Below are 15,642 nucleotides of genomic sequence, written 5' to 3'. Positions count from 1 at the left end.
CCCGGTCGGTACGTGTAGGAAGGACGCGGGAACCGCGCCCCCGTCGAGAGGACGACCGATGAGCACGCTGAACAAGATCACGCCCTGCCTGTGGTTCGACACCCGCGCGGAGGAGGCCGCGAACTTCTACGTCGGACTGTTCGAGAACTCCCGCATCCTCAGGGTCCGCCGCTTCGGCCCCGGGGGACCCCGCCCCGCGGACATGGTGCTCACCGTGGACTTCGAGATCGACGGCCAGCAGATCACCGCCCTCAACGGCGGCCCCGAGTTCACGTTCTCCGAGGCCGTCTCGCTCCAGGTGATCTGCGACAGCCAGGAGGAGTCCGACCACTTCTGGGCCGCGCTCGGCGAGGGCGGCCAGGAGAGCCAGTGCGGATGGCTCAAGGACAGGTTCGGGTTCTCGTGGCAGGTCTTCCCGGCCGAGCTGGACGACCTCCTCGACGACCCCGACCCGGCACGCGCCGAGCGCGCCATGCGGTCGATGCTCTCGATGACCCGTATCGACCTGCCCGAGGTCCGCCGGGCCATGGACCGGGCCTGAACGGCCGGCTGGACGGTCCTACGCCCCCCGACGCCGGATCGCGTGAGCCGGCCCCGGCTGTGCGGCCGGCGCGGCCGGGAGCTCACCGGCCGCCCCTGCCGGCTCCGTGTCGGAAGCGGCGGGGAACCTGGCCCGACCGCCCGGAACGCAGGGCCTCGACCGTCCCCCGGTAGGGGGCCGGCCCGGGGGAGCCGTGGGAAGGGCGGCCACGGCCCGCCCCGGGCCGGAGTCCCTGATCGGTGTCCGCACAGGGGCGCCCTCCCGGTCAGGGAGGACGCCCCGGACGTGCGGTCCCGGTCGGTGGGAACGGGTCAGCGGTGGAGCGCTCCGTCCTCGGAGTCGTGGTCCAGCCCCAGCACCGCCAGCAGCTGGGCCAGGTCCTCGGGGTCCGCCGCGTGGGTGTAGACCGCGCGCCGGGCGTGGTCGGCCTCGCCCTCGCCGGTCGCGAAGCGCCGGGCGTTCATCCCCTCGGCCGTCACGAACCGGCCCTCGGGGCTGTCCGGGGTCACCCACTGGCGCTGCTCGGCGACGGTCCAGGTCTGCCAGAGGTGTTCTCCGGTGATGACCCTGCCGGTGGCGTCGGCCGAGTTCAGGAGCTTGAGGAGCGCGGGGTTCATGAATTCTCCAGTGGTGTGAGAGCGGGTTCGATGATGTGGCCGCGGACTGCCTCGAAAGGGCTCGCCGTCACCGGTGGACCGGTGGGCTGGTGCGGTTGCTCGCTGCGTGGGATGCTCCGGGTTCGATGGTTCCGCCCGCGGGCCCCGGCAAGGGGCGGCCGCGTGGTGGTGTGCTCGGGGTCCTTCTCCCCCAGTATCGCACTTCGGCCCCGCCATCACCGCCCCTGGACGGGGCGGATGTCGCGCGGTTCCGCCCCGGTCACGGAAACGGCCCCGCCCGGCGCCGCGGGGCGGTCGCGTGGGTTCCGGCGGTCCCCGCGACTCCCCGGAGGCCGGGGGGTCGCGGGGACCGTGAGGTGGACGGCGGGGTTCTTCGAGGCGCCGGACCGGGAGGACGGCGGCGTCCCGGGTGCCGCCCGGGCGGGAGAAGCCCTCACACGGCGGCTGACCGGCCGCGGAAGGCCGGTGCGCGCGGCCGCGGGGAGACGAACACGAGCGGGCCTCGGGAACAGCCAGGGAGCGGGGCGGACGCCCCCTACACCCGGATGAGGGTCAGGTAGACGAAGCCGATCGTCTCGCGGGTGCCGCGGATCCGGAACTCGCGGTGCCGGTCGGCCCGGGCGCGGACCTCCTCGGCGTCGGGGGAGTCCGGGTTCTCCAGCAGCCAGTCCTCCCACCCCTGGGCGTGCCGGGACTCGAAGTCGTCCCATTCCTCCAGGGACGCCTGGGACAGCGCCCGGAGCCGGAACCCGTGGGAGAGGGCGCGGTCGACCAGGTCGGGCACCGATCCGTACTGGGCGAGCGGGATGTCCTGCATGACGCCCAGTTCCTCCGGGGTGGGCTCGCGCAGCCAGAAGCCCTCGCCGAACAGGAGCCGTCCACCGGGAGCGAGCAGGTCGCTCGCCGCCGCCAGGGCGTTGCCGGTGTGCGTCACCGGATCACCGCCCCACACGTGGGACGCCCCGTTGTTGACCACGACGTCCGCCTCGGTCCCCGCCCATTCCCCCACGTCGCCGACCACCAGTTCGACGCGGTCGTCCAGCCCCCGGGCCGCGGCGAGCTCACGGCCGTGCCGGACGTGGTCCCCGTTCCGGTCGATGCCGAAGCCGGTCGCGGTCGGCTCGGACTCCAGGGTGCGCAGGAGGAACTCGGCCCAGCCGCAGCCGACGTCGACGATCCGGCGCCCCTCCAGGGGCCCGAGCGTCCGGATCAGCCGCGCCGCGTGCGCGTCGGAGAGCGGGCCGTTGAAGTCGGTGTCGCGGTACAGGGGAGGTACCTCGGGAGTGGCCATCAGATCAGGATGACGCAGGGGGCCGACCGGGTCCAGGGATTTTCGGCGCCCACGGCCGCCCGTGCACCTCCTGCGGGCCCGCGCACGTCAGGGCCGCAGCGCGCAGTCCCCGCAGTAGCCCCCGCCGGGCAGCCGGTAGTACAGGCAGCACGTCGTGCGCCGGAACGCCCCCGCACCGCCGGCCTCCGTCCCCGCGTACCCGCCGGCGCCCTTCAGTGCCGTCCGCCCCAGAAGGTCGCCGACCAGGGCCTCGGCCTCCGCGCGCCGCTCTGGCCGGGCCGCGCCCAGCGAGCGGGCGGCTCCCGCCAGGGCCGAGGCCGTGTTGCCCCGCAGCAGCCCCGGGGCCACACGGCCCGTTCCGGACAGGCTCCGGGCGACCCCCTCCAGCACGCCGAGGAGCACCGCCGCCTCGATCCGGTCGGCGGTCCGCCCGGGACCGCCGACCACCGTTTCGGCCGTCTCCTGGGAGGTGCGCAGCACCAGGGGCCCCTCCCTGCGCGGATCCCACCGGAACCGCGCCGCGTCCAGCAGCACACCGTGACACAGGGCCGCCGCCAGTACCGGGGAGAGGACCCGTGTGGCCAGCCCCTGCTGGAAGAGCGACGCCGCCACCCTCCACTCCACCTCCCCGCCGGTGCGCCCGGCCGGTGCGCCCAACCGTGCGCGCACCCGCGCCACCTCGGCCGCGAGGACCTGCCGTCCGACCCCTTCCGGGGAGACCCAGCCGGGCCCCGGGGGCTCCCCCTCCAGCGCGAACAGCGCGTTGATCCGGCCGACGTCCTCCAGGACCGGCCCTACCGGGACGCGGACGCCTCCCATGCGCACCCCTCTTTCCGGTGGGTAGTGCCAGCACCACCCGTGCTCCACGTGCTGACGGCCTCGTGCCGCCGTACCGCGGTTCCCTAGATTGGTGGCGTGACCGGTCGGAGCAGTCGTGGCGGCGGACGGGGCGGCGGGAGGGGCCTGCTGCCCGTCCTCGCCGGGCTGCCCCGCGTCGCAGAAGCCTACGGGCCGCCCTGGCGGGTCCGCATGGTGGAGCTCCTCCACCTGGTCACGTCGCTGGCCCTGGCCCTGTTCTACCTGGTCCCCGCGTTCCTGCTCGTGGTCTCCGCCACCTGGGTCGGTTTCGCGGTCACCCTGCCCTGGCTGCCGGACACCCCCGAGCGGGGCGTCGGCGGGCTCGCCGTGGACGCGCTCCTGATGCTGGTGGCCTCCCCGGTCGCCGCCTCCCTGCTGGCACGCCTGGCCTGCCGGGTCCAGCGCGAGCGCCTGGGCGCGGTGTTCGGGATCGTGGAGACCAGCCCGCCCGACCCCCTTCCGGGCGACGGTCCGGCGGTCCGCGCCTGGCGGTTCGTGTTCGGGCGCGACGCCTGGTCGATGATCGTCTACAGCACCGTCGCCGGGCTCCACGGCCTCGTCGCCGGAGGCCTCGTGATGTTCCTCGTGGTGTGCGGCGGCGCGGCGGCCGTCGGGGCCCTGTTCGGGATCATGTTCGTCCTGGTCCGGGGCGCCCCCGAGGACATCGCCGGTCCGCTCGCCCTGGTCGCCGTCGGTCCGCTGCTGGCACTCGTCGGGCTGCGGCTGACCCCCTCCCTGGTCGCCACCGAGGTCCTCCTGCACCGGATGCTCCTCTTCGAGGCCCCGGAGCTGCGCATCCGACGGCGCCTCGTCCACGTCCAGGACAGCCGCCTGCGCATGGTCGACGCCGCGGAGGCCGAGCGGCGCCGGATCGAGCGCGACCTGCACGACGGGGCCCAGCAGCGCCTGCTCGCCCTCACCATGACCCTCACACGGGCCCGCTCCCGTGTCACCGCAGACCCGCAGAAGGCCCTGGAGCTCATCACCGAGGCCCAGCGGGAGTCCCGCGAGGTGATGGACGAACTGCGCCAGGTCGCGCGGGGCCTGCACCCCCGGGTCCTCACCGACCACGGCCTGGGCGCGGCCCTCCCGGTCGCCGCGGGACGCGCCCCCGTCCCCGTGCGCGTGGACGTGGACCTGCCGGAGCGCCCCTCGCAGCGCGCCGAGGGGGTCGCCTACTACGTGGCGTGCGAGGCGCTGAACAACGTCGCCAAGCACGCCGGGGCCGCACGGGTCACCGTGGCCGCCGAGCGGGTGGCCGGCGGGGCCCGCGGCTCCGCCGACCGGCTCCGTCTCACCGTCACCGACGACGGGGTCGGCGGGGCCGACCCCGAGGCCGGCACGGGCCTGTACGGCCTGTGGGACCGCGTCGACGCGGTCGACGGCGTCCTGACGGTCCACAGTCCGGTCGGCGGGGGAACCGTCCTGACCGCCGACATCCCATGGGAGGCATGACCGTGTACAGCGGTGCGAACGCGGCGACGGACCCGGCGACGGACCCGGCGCCGGAGAAGGGGCCGGAGAAGGGGCCGAGGGTGATCATCGCCGAGGACTCGGTCCTGCTGCGCAGCGGCATGGCCCGGCTGCTGGAGGACGCGGGCGTGGAGATCGTCGACCAGGTCGGCGACGCCGACGCCCTCCTGAGGTCGGTGGAGGAGCATCCCGACGTGGACCTGTGCCTGGTCGACATCCGCATGCCGCCCACCTTCTCCGAGGAGGGCATCCAGGCGGGCGTCGCGATCCGGCGGTCCCATCCGGAGGTGGCGGTGCTGCTGCTGTCCCAGCACGTGGTGAGCCGCTATGCCGCCGACCTGCTGGGCGGCGGTTCCAGCAAGGTCGGCTACCTGCTCAAGGACCGGGTCGCCGACATCGACGAGTTCCTGGCGGTGCTGCGCAGGGTCGCCGGGGGCGGCGCCGCCATCGACCCCGAGGTGGTGTCACAACTGCTCAGCCGACACAGGGACAGCGCCATGGACCGTTTGACCCCCCGCGAGACCGAGGTGCTGGAGGTGATGGCCCAGGGGCTGAACAACGCGGGGATCGCGTTGCGTCTGAGCGTGACCGAACGCGCGGTGGAGAAGCACATCCGCTCCATCTTCACCAAGCTCGACCTCGGCCAGGACGACCACGACCACCGCAGGGTCCAGGCCGTCCTGCACTACCTGCGCGGCGCCGACCGCACCTGACCGCACCGACATCCGGAGGGCGGGAGTCCTCCAGGAAGGGAAGACAGTGACATTCAAGGCACGGGGGCTGTACGCCTCGTCGAGCAAGGAGCCCCGCCGCAGGTTCCGCGTGGGCCCCTGGCTCGTCATCGGCGGCGTGCTGGTGGCGATCATGGTGGCGGCGACCTCGTTCTCCGTGCTGGGCAACGTGGGCGTGGACAGGGGCGACCGCAGCGACTCCTTCGCCGGGATCCGGACCCTGGAGGTCGACAACCGCACGGGCGGCGACGTCGTCCTCGCCGGCGGCGGCGACGAGGTCGTGGTGGAGCGCACCCTGCGCGGCACGCCCTTCACCGAGCCGAGGGAAGGGGCCGAGGCCGACGGGGACGGCCTCGAGGTGGAGGCCGTCTGCCAGGGCGTCCCCTTCTTCGGGGGGTGCGCGGTCGACTACGAGATCACCGTCCCGGAGGGGACCGAGGTGACCGTGGAGACCGTCAGCGGCCGGATCAGCGCGGAGAACGTCAACGGCGCACTGGAGCTGTCCACGACCAGCGGTCCGGTCGAGGTGTCCGACAACGTCGGCGACGTGGCCGTGGACACCACCAGCGGGCGGGTGTCGCTGGCCGGGGTGGAGGGCTCGGTGGGGGTCGACACCACCAGCGGCGAGGTCAGCGCCGCGGGCTCGGGCGAGAGGCTGGAGGTGTCCTCCACGTCCGGACGGGTGGACGTGTCCGGGTTCGAGGCCGAGTCGGTCAGGGCCGAGTCCACCAGCGGCGACGTGGCCGTGGGCGGGGGCTTCACCACGGCGGAGGCCTCGACGGTCTCCGGTCGGATCGAGGTCGCCACCGGGGACGCCTTCGACACGCTGACCCTGGACACCACCAGCGGCAGCATCGACGTGCGGGTCCCCGAGGGCGCCTACGACGTCACCGGTGACTCCACCTCCGGGGAGCGGGACGTGGACGTGGACGTCGAGGACGGGGCGGCGTCGCGCATCGACGCCAACACCGTCAGCGGCTCCCTCAGCGTCGAGCCTGGCTGACCGCGGCGGGGCGGGGCTTCCTCAGCTCCGCTCGAAGCGCAGCGCCGCCCAGTCCGAGTCGATCGGCTCCTGGGCGGCGCGGCGCCAACCGGCGTCCACGAGCACGTCCCAGCCCTTGTCCGCGGTCAGGTCGGTGATGATGGTGCCGCCGCGCTGGGGGAAGCACACCCAGAGCCTGGTCCCCGGGCCCACGGAGGCGAGGACGCGGGGGACCTCGCGGTCCACGGTCCCCTTGTCCAGGGCGAACAGGTGGACGTCGTCGTAGTCGGCGCCCTCGATGGGGCCCAGGTCGATGTGGATGTCGAGCGGTGGCTCCAGGAGCCGCAGGTAGCGCTCGGGGGCGTTGAGGACGAGCAGCCGGTCCCCGGGCCGCACCCCCAGCCTCCGCGCGAGCGTCTCCGACATGTCCTCCTCCGTTCGTGGTCCGGCGGGCGGGCTCGTCCGCCTCACTGGCCCCCACCGTACGGTTCCCGGGCGCCGATTCCGAGGACCTTCCCCGCCTCGACCCCGAGATGACCCTGTTTTTAGGATGGGCCCATGACAGACGACAACGGTGGGCTGCGCTGGGGCGTGGTCGGAACCGGCGGTATCGCACACTCCTTCCTCGAAGGGCTCCGGGCCATCCCCTCGGCCACGGTCACGGCGGTCGGTTCCCGCACGCGGGAGCGGGCGGACGAGTTCGCGGACGCGTGGGGCGTCCCGGAGCGCCACGGCAGCTACGAGGAGCTGGCCCAGAGCCCGAACGTGGACGCCGTCTACGTGGCCACCCCCCACCCCTGGCACCACCCCAACACTCTGACCTGCCTGAACGCGGGCAAGCACGTCCTGGTCGAGAAGCCCATGGCGATGAACGCCCTCCAGGTGTCGGAGATGGTCGCGGCGGCGCGCGCCAACGACCGCTTCCTGATGGAGGCGATGTGGACGCGCTACCTGCCGGTCTCCCGCCTGGTCCGCGAGCTGGTGGACGACGGCGCGATCGGGGAGGTGTGCTGGCTGTCCGCGGAGTTCGGCGCCAACGTCCCCTACGACCCCGACCACCGGATCTTCAACGCGGACCTGGGCGGGGGCGCCCTGCTCGACCTGGGGATCTACCCGCTCGCCTTCGCCTCCCGCCACCTCGGTGAGCTGACGGTCGTGGGCGCCACCCGCCAGCTGTCGCCCGACCGCATGGTGGACACGCACACCACCGTCCTGGTGCGCGGGGAGAACGGGGCCACCGGGACCCTGTCCTGCTCCTCGCGCACCACGCTCCCCAACCGGGCGGTGGTGGCCGGGTCGAAGGGGTGGCTGGAGATCCCGAACTTCTTCGCGGCGACCACCGCGGTGCTGCACCGCGACGGCCGCGAGCGGGAGGAGTTCCACCGGCCCTTCCGGGCCAACGGCTACGAGTACGAGGCCGAGGAGGTCGCCCGGTGCGTGGCGGCGGGGGAGCGGGAGAGCCCTGACATGCCGTGGTCGGAGAGCCTGCACCTGGCGCGGATCTCGGACCAGATCCGGGACGTGGGAGGGCTCGTGTACAGCCCGGCCAACGTCAAGGCCGTCCCCCTGGGATGAGCCCGGCCGCGCCCGCCCCGGTGGGCGCGGCGGGGGCGGACCCCACGGGGACGGCTCCGCGCACGGGCCGGCCGCCGGTCGGGGGCCGTCGGCGGGCCCGCGCGCTGAGCGCGCGGGCCGCGGCGAACCTGGCCAGGCCGGGAACGCTCATGCGCGCGACGACCAGGACGGCGTCCTTGGGGCCGACCGCGTGGGCGAAGTAGTCGTCGATCGCCGGGTGGCCGCTGCGGGGCGGGACCCCGTAGACGTCGCCCTCGAACATGCGGTAGGCGTCGCGGACGCGCAGGCTCCCGGGGTCCAGCCGGGGGCCGTCCCCCAGCCACTCGGCCGCCTCGCCCGCGATGCGCCGGACCAGGGCGGGGAGGGGCCGGTGCTCGCTGGGGAAGACGCGTGCGGCGCCCAGGCCCTTGCGCCACCCGGCGTAGACCGCGGGGTGGCGGGTGCGCAGGACGACGTAGGTGCGGCGCAGCGGGTGGGCGAGGATCTCCCGTGCCAGGAAGTGGGTCATCAGGGCGGAGGTCAGGCCGAACCGGCGGTGGGCGGGGACCACGCCCGCGGCGTCCAGGTACAGGGCGCGGCGTGAGGCGAAGCTGCAGCGGTGGTAGCCGCCCCAGCCGACGGGGACGCCGTCGGGGCCGAGGATGAGCGCCAGCGTGGAGACCTGGTCGAAGAACCCGGCGTCGACGCGGGCGCGCCAGTAGCCGGAGTGGTCGGCGCCGAAGGCGCGGGCGGCGAGTTCCCGCAGGGTCCCGTGGAGCCGCCTGCGGCAGTCCGGTGAGAGCGAGGCGGGGGAGTCCCACCGGGCGATCCGGTAGTCGGGGCCGAGGTCGCGGATGGTGGGCGGTGCGCTGAGGCCGCGCAGTTCAGGGCAGTGGAGTCGGGTTGGAGCGGGCACGGACACCCCTGCTTTCATTACTCTTCGGAGGTAAATGACTCCTCAACGTAGTGGTTTTGGCGGGTTCGTGGGGTGAACTTCGACCAGAAGGTCCGCTCCCCGCCACGGCGGCCGTACGGGAGGATCCCCGCGCACGCGGGCGCCCCCGCTCCCGGCGGACCTCGGCGGCGTGCCGTTCGTGTACGGGCCGGGCACGGTCGGCCCGCGCCGCGGACCTCCCGGCGTCCACCGCGATCGTGTCGGTCCGACGATCGGTATGGGCACCGGCCTGGCCGGGGGCAGGGGGGATCGGAGGCGCTCAGCCGGAGGCGGCCCGGTTGAGCCGGACCGCCAGGCGGGCCATCTCGGCGCGCAGCTCGTCGGGTTCCTCCACCTCCATCTCGACGTCGAGCATGGCCAGGTAGCAGGCCATCATCCGGAACGAGTCCCCCGCGCACACCAGCACGCACGAGTCCCCGTCCGCGGGTTCGATCCGGCCGTGGTCGCCGATCCCGCGGCGCTCCGCCTCCTCGGCGGGGACGGCCAGCCTGATGCGGGCCTGGTGCGGCCACATGTGCACGCTCATCCGCTCCGCCAGGTAGGCGGCCACCCCCTGCGCGGGAGGGTCGCGCGGCGGGACCCGGGGGCCGGTCGGGGTGAGGGGGCGCATCCGGTCCGCCCTGAAGGTCCGCCAGTCCTCGCGGGCGGTGTCCCAGGCCACCAGGTACCAGCGCCGTCCCCGGGAGACCAGCCGGTGGGGTTCGACGATCCTCCGCGAGAGGGTTCCGTCGTGGCTCTCGTAGTCGAAGCGCAGCCGCTCGCTGTCCCGGCAGGCCGACGCGATCAGGGTCAGCACGTCGGAGTCGACCGTGGGTCCGGCGCCGGGCATGGGGACGGTGAAGGCGCCCAGGGCGTCCACCCTCCGGCGCAGGCGCGAGGGCAGGACCTGGAGGAGCTTGGCCAGGGCGCGCACGGAGGTCTCCTCGATCCCCGACACCCCGCCCTGGGCCGCCGTGCGCAGGCCCACGGCGACGGCCACGGCCTCGTCGTCGTCCAACAGCAGCGGGGGCAGGGCGGCGCCCGCCCCCAGCTGGTAGCCGCCGCCGGTGCCCATGGTCGCCCGGATCGGGTAGCCCAGCTCCCGCAGCCGGTCCACGTCCCGGCGCACGGTGCGCGGACTCACCTCCAGCCGGTCGGCGAGGTCCGCCCCCGGCCAGTCCTTGCGGGTCTGGAGCAGGGACAACAGGCGCAGCAGGCGTGCGGAGGTCGCTTTCATGCCCGCAGTCTGCCAGGGGTCCAGGACAGTCACGGTCCTGGATGCCGGGGCAGACCGGGGGTCTCCCGCGCCCGGCTCCCGCTCCGTCCGGGACCGGCGGGCGGTTCCCGGACGGAGCGGGGGAGGCGTCTACCTGCCCCGCGCTCCGGCGGTCGCTCAGCCCGCGGTGACCGCGACCGCCTCCACCTCGACGAGCTGGTCGTCGTAGCCGAGCGCGGCCACGCCGAGCAGGGTGCTGGGCGCGTCGTGCCCGGCCATGTGCTCGCGCACCACGTCCCAGGCCTTCACCAGGTCCTCCTGCCTGGCGGACGCCACGTACACCGTCGTCCGGACGACGTCGGTGAGGTCGGCCCCGGCGTCGTTGAGGGCGGTGCGCAGGTTGCGCATGACCTGGTGGGCCTGGCCCGCGTAGTCGCCCACGGCGACGGTGCCGCCGTCCTCGTCCAGGGGGCACGCCCCTGCGGTCCACACGACCCGCGCCGGGGCGCTCGCCGTGGCCGCGTAGGCGTAGTCCACGTGTTCGGTCAGGGTCTGGCTGCGGATCAGCCTCACAGCGCTCATCGTGCTCCCGTGTGCTCGTTCGTCCATGTGTACGGGACAACGACTCGGAGCCGGGCCGGGGTTTCCGCCTCTGCCGACGGCAGAACGGCCCGGGGGTCGGGGAGCGACCGGTCCCGGGGTCAGGCCCCGCGCCGGACGGGCATGAAGGTGGGCGGACCGTCCCCTGCCAGGAACCTCCGCACGTGGGAGGTGCACTCCTCCGGCCGCTCCCACAGCAGCGCGTGGGAGGCGTGCGGCACCACCGCCAGCTCCGCCGAGGGCAGGCCCCGGTACGCCGCCACGGCGTGCTCGACGGGCACGATGTCGTCGTCGCCCACCATCACGAGCGTCGGCGCCGCCACCCCGGCCAGGTCGGCGCTCTCCAAGGCGGGCTCGACGGCCATGGACTCGGCCACCTTGCGCAGGACCACGCGGATGTGGTCGGGACCGTCCGGGGAGAGGGCGGCGTAGGGCCCGGCGACCATCTCGGGCAGTTCGCCCTCGGGGCCGGGCTTGGAGAGCAGCGCGGAGTGGTGGAACACCCCGCTGATCAGCACCAGGCGCGACACCAGGTCCGGACGTAGCAGGGCCAGCGTCAGCGCGACCATCGCGCCGTGGCTGTAGGCGGCGATGCGGACCGGTCCGCCCGCCACCTCCTCCACGAACGCGGCGGTGTCCAGGGCCAGGGTCTCCAGGGCGTAGGGCCCCTCCACGTCGGCCGTGCGCCCGTGCCCGCGGCGCTCCGGGACGAGGACGCGGTAGGTGTCGGACAGCCCTGCGAGACCGCCCTGGAAGTCGTCCGCCGTGCCGAACCCGCCGTGCATCAGGAGCAGGGGTTCTCCCGCACCGCTCTCCTGGTAGTAGGTGTGGACGCCGCCGGCGTCGGCGTAGGCCATGGTGGTCCCCCTCCGGGCGGGCCCCGTGCGGGAGACGGGGTCCGGCACTGGTTCGCTCTGCCGCGCCCGCGACGCTACGCACCGCCACGGACATTCGGGGCGGGCGGGGCCCCGGACGCCTTCCGGCCCGCGCCCCCGCCGCCCGCACACCCGGCCTCCCGGATCAGCGCGCCCGATCGGGGACCAGGACGCTCAGGCAGGTCACGCACGCCTCCAGCTTCTCGAACTCCGAGATGTCCACCGGCAGCACCCGCCACCCCTCGGCCGCCAGCTCGTGGACGGTCTCGTGCGCGGCGGCGCTGACCAGCACGTCCCGCCCTCCCAGGGGCAGCACGTGCGCTCCCCGCTCCTCCGGGGGGCGGCGGACCGGTGGCAGGGCGTCGGCGTCCACCAGCTCGGACAGGCCGATCAGCGAGCCGTCCGGCAGGGCGGTCACCGCGGACTTCAGGTGCAGCGCGCGGCCCAGCTCCACGCGGACGACCTCGCGGCCCAGGGGCTTGACCAGCTGTTCGAGCTGGGCGGCGCCGTCGGCGTCGGTGCGCCCGCCCACCCCCACGTAGACGGTCGACCCCACCTGGAGCACATCGCCGCCGTCCAGCGTCCCGGGAGCCTCGATCCGGGCCACCCGCAGCCCCAGCAGGCGCACCGACGCCTCCACCCCGTCGACCTCGCCCCGCCGGGCGTCGGCGCCGGGCCGGGCCAGGATCGCGAGGTCCTCGCACACCACCACCGGGTCCTCCACGAACACCGAGTCGGGCAGGCCCGGAGCCGTCTCGACCTCGTGCACCCGCCACCCCGCCGAGGCGACGGTCTCCTGGTAGATCGTGTACTGGCGTGCGGCCAGGACCGGGTCCACGGGCGTCCGCTCCGTGTGGGTCACGATGCCCTGCGCCGACTCGGGGACGGGGCGGCGCATCAGGGCGACCCCGTAGTAGGTGTATCCGTCCACGTACACGTCCTCCAGGGGATCGGGGGTCGGCTCTCGGGAGAGCACAACCTATCGCGCACCCTTACCCCTTTCCCGGTCACGGCACGCGGGCCGTCCGGCTTGTCCCGCGGAGCCGGGAGGGGCAGGGTGGGGGCATGGACGTGATCGTGGTCGGTGGCGGGATCGTGGGGACGAGCGCGGCGTTCCACCTGGCCAAGAAGGGCGTGTCCACCGCGCTGGTGGACGCCTCGCACCTGGGGCAGGCCACGACGGCCGGGACGGGCATCGTCTTCCCCTGGCCGTTCCCGTGGGACGCCGCGCCGGTGTGGGACTTCAAGGCCCGCGCCGCGGAGCACTACCCCCTGCTCATGGCCGAGCTCTCGGAGGACGGACACGCCCCCGGCTACGAGGTGGTCGGCGGGATGTCGGTGGACCTGGAGGGGGACGACGCCGGGTTCGACCTGATGCGCACCCTGTCCGAGCGCCCGGAGTTCGCGACGATGGGCCGGGTGGAGCGGCTGGCCCCGGGGGAGCCGCGCGCCCGGTTCCCCCTGGTGCCCGAGCCCTACGGCGGCCTGTACATCGAGGGCATGGCGAGGCTGAACGGCCGGGCCGCCCGTGCGGCGCTGTTCAACGCGGCAGAGGAGCGGGGCCTGCGCTACTTCAAGGGCGACTCACGCCTGCTCTGGAACGGCCATCGGGTCACCGGGGTGAGGGTGGGCTCCGACGACCTGGAGGCGCCCGTGGTGATCGTCGCGGCGGGGGCCTGGTCGGCGGGGCTGCTCGCGGTCGCCGGGGTCGACCTGCCGGTGCGCCCGGTACGCGGCCAGATGACCCACTTCGCGCTCCCCGGCCGGGACACACGGGCGTGGCCGGTGGTGCGCTTCGGCGAACGCGACTACTTCGTGTCCGCGTTCGGCCCGGACCGTGTGGTCACGGGGGGCACGCTGGAACCCGGGGCCGGGTTCGACCGGAGGGTGACGGCCTCGGGGCTGCTGCACAACCTCTCCACCGCGCTGGAGGTGCTGCCCGAGCTGGGGGAGGCGACGGTCGTGGAGACGCGGGTGGGGTTCCGGCCGGGCACGCCCGACGGCCTGCAGCTGCTGGGCCCGGTGGAGCGGCTCCCCGGCGTGCTCGTGGCCACGGGCCTGGGCGGGCAGGGGCTGACCTTCGGTCCCTTCCAGGGCGTGGTCGCGGCCCGGTTGGCCATGGGGGAGGACCCGGGGGTCGACCTGTCCGCCTTCCGCCCCGACCGGTCGACGAGCCCGGCCTGACCCGGCGGGCGCCGTCCCCGCCCGCCGGGGCGACCCGCGAGGGCCGGCCGGGGACGCGGCGACGGGCCGTTGAGTAGCGGTACTCAGGCGTGGAGACGGGGGGCGGGGCACCCTGGGGACATGAACACCTTCACCCCCCGGTCCTCCCCCCACTTCTACCTCCAGTCCGCGGTCTCCTTCGGGATCTCCTCGGTCGGCGTCGGCGCGGGCATCGTCTTCCTCCCCGTGGACCTCTGGATCCGCGCGTTCCTCGGGCTCGGCCTGCTCTACGTCGTCACGTCCACGTTCACGCTCGCCAAGTGCGTGCGCGACCGCCAGGAGGACGCGGTGGCCGCCGAGCTGGCCCAGAGCTACCAGCAGGCACCCCTCTGGAACGGCGCCGAGCAGCCCGTCCAGCGCTGACCGGTGGCCCCACGGGTCGCGTGGGCACGGTCGGCCCCGGGTCCCGTGGGCACGAGTCCTCGGCGACCGGGTCTCCGGCCCACAGGGGCGCACGCACGTCAGACGTTGGGCGGAAGGGCCGTCCCCGCACCCCGCAGCCGCGGTTTCAGCAGGTCGCTGCGGTCGCCCGGCAGGGCGGGCCCGTCCGCTCCCTGTACCGCGAAGCCGGCGTCCTCGATCATCTCCCGGTCGGCACGGCCCGCCTGCCCCTCGCTGGTGAGGTAGTCGCCCAGGAACACCGAGTTGGCGATGTGCAGGGCGAGCGGCTGGAGGGAGCGCAGGTGGATCTCACGTCCCCCCGCCAGGCGCACCTCCACGTCGGGGAAGACGAACCGGGCCGCGGCCAGGATGCGCAGGCACCTCTGCGGTGTCAGCTCCCAGGTCCCCTCCAACGGGGTGCCGTCGAAGGGCATGAGGAAGTTGACCGGAACCGAGTCCGGACCCAGCTCCCGCAGGGCCAGGAGGGCGTCGACCAGGTCGTCGTCGCTCTCCCCCATGCCCGCGATCAGGCCGGAGCAGGGGGAGAGGCCGGCCTGCTTGGCCTTCTCGACCGTGTCCACCCGGTCGGCGAACCCGTGGGTGGTGCAGATGTCGGAGTAGCGCTCCTCCGACGTGTTGAGGTTGTGGTTGTAGGCGTCCGCCCCCGCCTCGCGCAGACGCTCGGCCTGCCCCTCGGAGAGGAGGCCGAGGCAGGCGCACACCTCCACGCCCGGGTGCTCGGCCTTGATGCCCTCGATGGCGGGGGCGAGCCGGGCCACGTCGCGGTCGGTGGGGCCGCGACCGCTGGCCACCAGGCAGACGCGGGTGGCTCCGGCCCCGACGCCGGCCGCCACGGCCGCACGGGTCTGGTCGGGCTCGAGCCAGGTGTACTTGACGACGCCCGCCCGCGAGCCCAGGCGCTGGGAGCAGTAGGAGCAGTCCTCGGGGCACAGGCCGCTCTTCATGTTCACGAGGTAGTTGAGCTTGACGCGGCGCCCGAAGTAGCGCAGCCGGACCCGGAAAGCGGCGGCGACCAGGTCCAGCAGGTCGTCGTCGGGGCCGGACAGGACCGCGAGGAGTTCTTCCCGGGTGGGCTTGTGCCGGCGGACGGCCTTCTCGGCCAGGGCGGGATAAGTGGTCACGTCATGATCCTGGAGGCTCGGGCCTGGAACGCGCAGCCACCGGACGAGCCAAAAACGCGGCGCATGTCTTGTGCGGGAGCGCCGTTTCCCGCCCGGCGAGGAGCCGTCCGCGCCGCCCCGGCACCCGTCGGGCGCGCGGTCACGACCGTGGGGGCGCCGGTTCCGGGCGAAGGCCCCGCTTCCGGCAGCCGGAGAGGCCGGCGCCGGGGCGAACCGGGTCCCGG

General features: G+C 74.4%; 17 protein-coding genes. 7 read left to right on the top strand and 10 right to left on the bottom strand.

Annotated elements, in window-relative coordinates; all coding sequences use genetic code 11:
• The first annotated feature begins 58 nt into the window (after positions 1-58).
• A complete protein-coding gene (locus ACQPYD_RS15185) occupies positions 59-541 on the top strand; it encodes a VOC family protein (protein WP_330159020.1) in 483 nt (160 codons plus the stop codon).
• A 311-nt stretch (positions 542-852) separates the two neighbouring features.
• Here the strand turns inward: ACQPYD_RS15185 and ACQPYD_RS15180 are convergent, their stop codons facing one another.
• The 3 genes from ACQPYD_RS15180 to ACQPYD_RS15170 all read right to left on the bottom strand — a co-directional run bounded on the left by ACQPYD_RS15180 (position 853) and on the right by ACQPYD_RS15170 (position 3,268).
• A complete protein-coding gene (locus ACQPYD_RS15180) occupies positions 853-1,158 on the bottom strand; it encodes a hypothetical protein (protein WP_344175723.1) in 306 nt (101 codons plus the stop codon).
• 535 nt (positions 1,159-1,693) lie between these two features.
• Positions 1,694-2,449 (bottom strand): SAM-dependent methyltransferase, encoded by a 756-nt coding sequence (locus tag ACQPYD_RS15175; protein ID WP_433701624.1) that lies wholly within the window; start codon positions 2,447-2,449, stop codon positions 1,694-1,696.
• An 87-nt stretch (positions 2,450-2,536) separates the two neighbouring features.
• Entirely contained in the window at positions 2,537-3,268 is a 732-nt protein-coding gene (locus ACQPYD_RS15170; protein WP_433701623.1) for a (2Fe-2S)-binding protein, read from the bottom strand.
• 210 nt (positions 3,269-3,478) lie between these two features.
• Here ACQPYD_RS15170 and ACQPYD_RS15165 point away from each other — a divergent pair, with 210 nt between their 5' ends.
• From ACQPYD_RS15165 to ACQPYD_RS15155, 3 genes are read left to right on the top strand one after another with little or no spacing between them, the layout of a single operon-like run.
• Positions 3,479-4,762 (top strand): sensor histidine kinase, encoded by a 1,284-nt coding sequence (locus ACQPYD_RS15165; RefSeq protein ID WP_433702064.1) that lies wholly within the window; start codon positions 3,479-3,481, stop codon positions 4,760-4,762.
• Positions 4,759-5,493, top strand: coding sequence for a response regulator transcription factor (locus tag ACQPYD_RS15160; protein WP_433701622.1), 735 nt, complete (start codon positions 4,759-4,761; stop codon positions 5,491-5,493). Before ACQPYD_RS15165 ends, ACQPYD_RS15160 begins: the two co-directional genes overlap by 4 nt.
• Before the next feature lie 46 nt (positions 5,494-5,539).
• Positions 5,540-6,514 (top strand): DUF4097 family beta strand repeat-containing protein, encoded by a 975-nt coding sequence (locus tag ACQPYD_RS15155; RefSeq protein ID WP_433701621.1) that lies wholly within the window; start codon positions 5,540-5,542, stop codon positions 6,512-6,514.
• Between the two features lie 21 nt (positions 6,515-6,535).
• Here the strand turns inward: ACQPYD_RS15155 and ACQPYD_RS15150 are convergent, their stop codons facing one another.
• Complete coding sequence (locus tag ACQPYD_RS15150; RefSeq protein WP_433701620.1) at positions 6,536-6,919, bottom strand: hypothetical protein; 384 nt, start codon at positions 6,917-6,919, stop codon at positions 6,536-6,538.
• A gap of 132 nt (positions 6,920-7,051) precedes the next feature.
• Between ACQPYD_RS15150 and ACQPYD_RS15145 the strand changes: the two genes are divergently transcribed.
• Positions 7,052-8,068 (top strand): Gfo/Idh/MocA family protein, encoded by a 1,017-nt coding sequence (locus ACQPYD_RS15145; RefSeq protein WP_433701619.1) that lies wholly within the window; start codon positions 7,052-7,054, stop codon positions 8,066-8,068.
• On the opposite strand, the gene ACQPYD_RS15140 is transcribed toward ACQPYD_RS15145, so the two are convergent.
• The 5 genes from ACQPYD_RS15140 to ddaH all read right to left on the bottom strand — a co-directional run bounded on the left by ACQPYD_RS15140 (position 8,046) and on the right by ddaH (position 12,603).
• Positions 8,046-8,963: a GNAT family N-acetyltransferase gene (locus ACQPYD_RS15140; RefSeq protein ID WP_433701618.1), complete on the bottom strand. Its 918-nt coding sequence runs from the start codon at positions 8,961-8,963 to the stop codon at positions 8,046-8,048. The two genes, ACQPYD_RS15145 and ACQPYD_RS15140, sit on opposite strands and share 23 nt — an antisense overlap.
• A 298-nt stretch (positions 8,964-9,261) precedes the next feature.
• On the bottom strand, positions 9,262-10,218 hold the full coding sequence (locus tag ACQPYD_RS15135; protein ID WP_433701617.1) for a helix-turn-helix transcriptional regulator: 957 nt from the start codon (positions 10,216-10,218) through the stop codon (positions 9,262-9,264).
• Positions 10,219-10,374: 156 nt separating this feature from the next.
• Entirely contained in the window at positions 10,375-10,779 is a 405-nt protein-coding gene (locus tag ACQPYD_RS15130) for a RidA family protein (RefSeq protein WP_433702063.1), read from the bottom strand.
• Between the two features lie 119 nt (positions 10,780-10,898).
• A complete protein-coding gene (locus ACQPYD_RS15125) occupies positions 10,899-11,654 on the bottom strand; it encodes an alpha/beta fold hydrolase (protein WP_433701616.1) in 756 nt (251 codons plus the stop codon).
• Between the two features lie 163 nt (positions 11,655-11,817).
• Positions 11,818-12,603 (bottom strand): dimethylargininase, encoded by a 786-nt coding sequence (gene ddaH, locus ACQPYD_RS15120; protein WP_433702062.1) that lies wholly within the window; start codon positions 12,601-12,603, stop codon positions 11,818-11,820.
• A gap of 134 nt (positions 12,604-12,737) precedes the next feature.
• On the opposite strand from ddaH, the gene ACQPYD_RS15115 reads away from it, so the two are divergent.
• Both ACQPYD_RS15115 and ACQPYD_RS15110 read left to right on the top strand, forming a co-directional pair.
• Positions 12,738-13,856 carry an NAD(P)/FAD-dependent oxidoreductase gene (locus tag ACQPYD_RS15115; RefSeq protein WP_433701615.1) on the top strand — a complete coding sequence of 373 codons (1,119 nt, stop codon included), beginning with the start codon at positions 12,738-12,740 and terminating at the stop codon, positions 13,854-13,856.
• A gap of 120 nt (positions 13,857-13,976) precedes the next feature.
• Complete coding sequence (locus ACQPYD_RS15110) at positions 13,977-14,258, top strand: YiaA/YiaB family inner membrane protein (protein WP_433701614.1); 282 nt, start codon at positions 13,977-13,979, stop codon at positions 14,256-14,258.
• A gap of 98 nt (positions 14,259-14,356) precedes the next feature.
• On the opposite strand, the gene bioB is transcribed toward ACQPYD_RS15110, so the two are convergent.
• The gene (gene bioB, locus ACQPYD_RS15105) at positions 14,357-15,418 is read right to left on the bottom strand and encodes a biotin synthase BioB (protein ID WP_433701613.1); all 1,062 of its coding nucleotides are present in this window, start codon (positions 15,416-15,418) and stop codon (positions 14,357-14,359) included.
• Positions 15,419-15,642 lie beyond the last annotated feature (224 nt).

This window comes from Nocardiopsis sp. CA-288880 (assembly GCF_050955985.1).
Classification (GTDB): Bacteria; Actinomycetota; Actinomycetes; order Streptosporangiales; family Streptosporangiaceae; genus Nocardiopsis; species Nocardiopsis tropica.
This window is presented reverse-complemented; position numbering and strand designations above follow the sequence as displayed.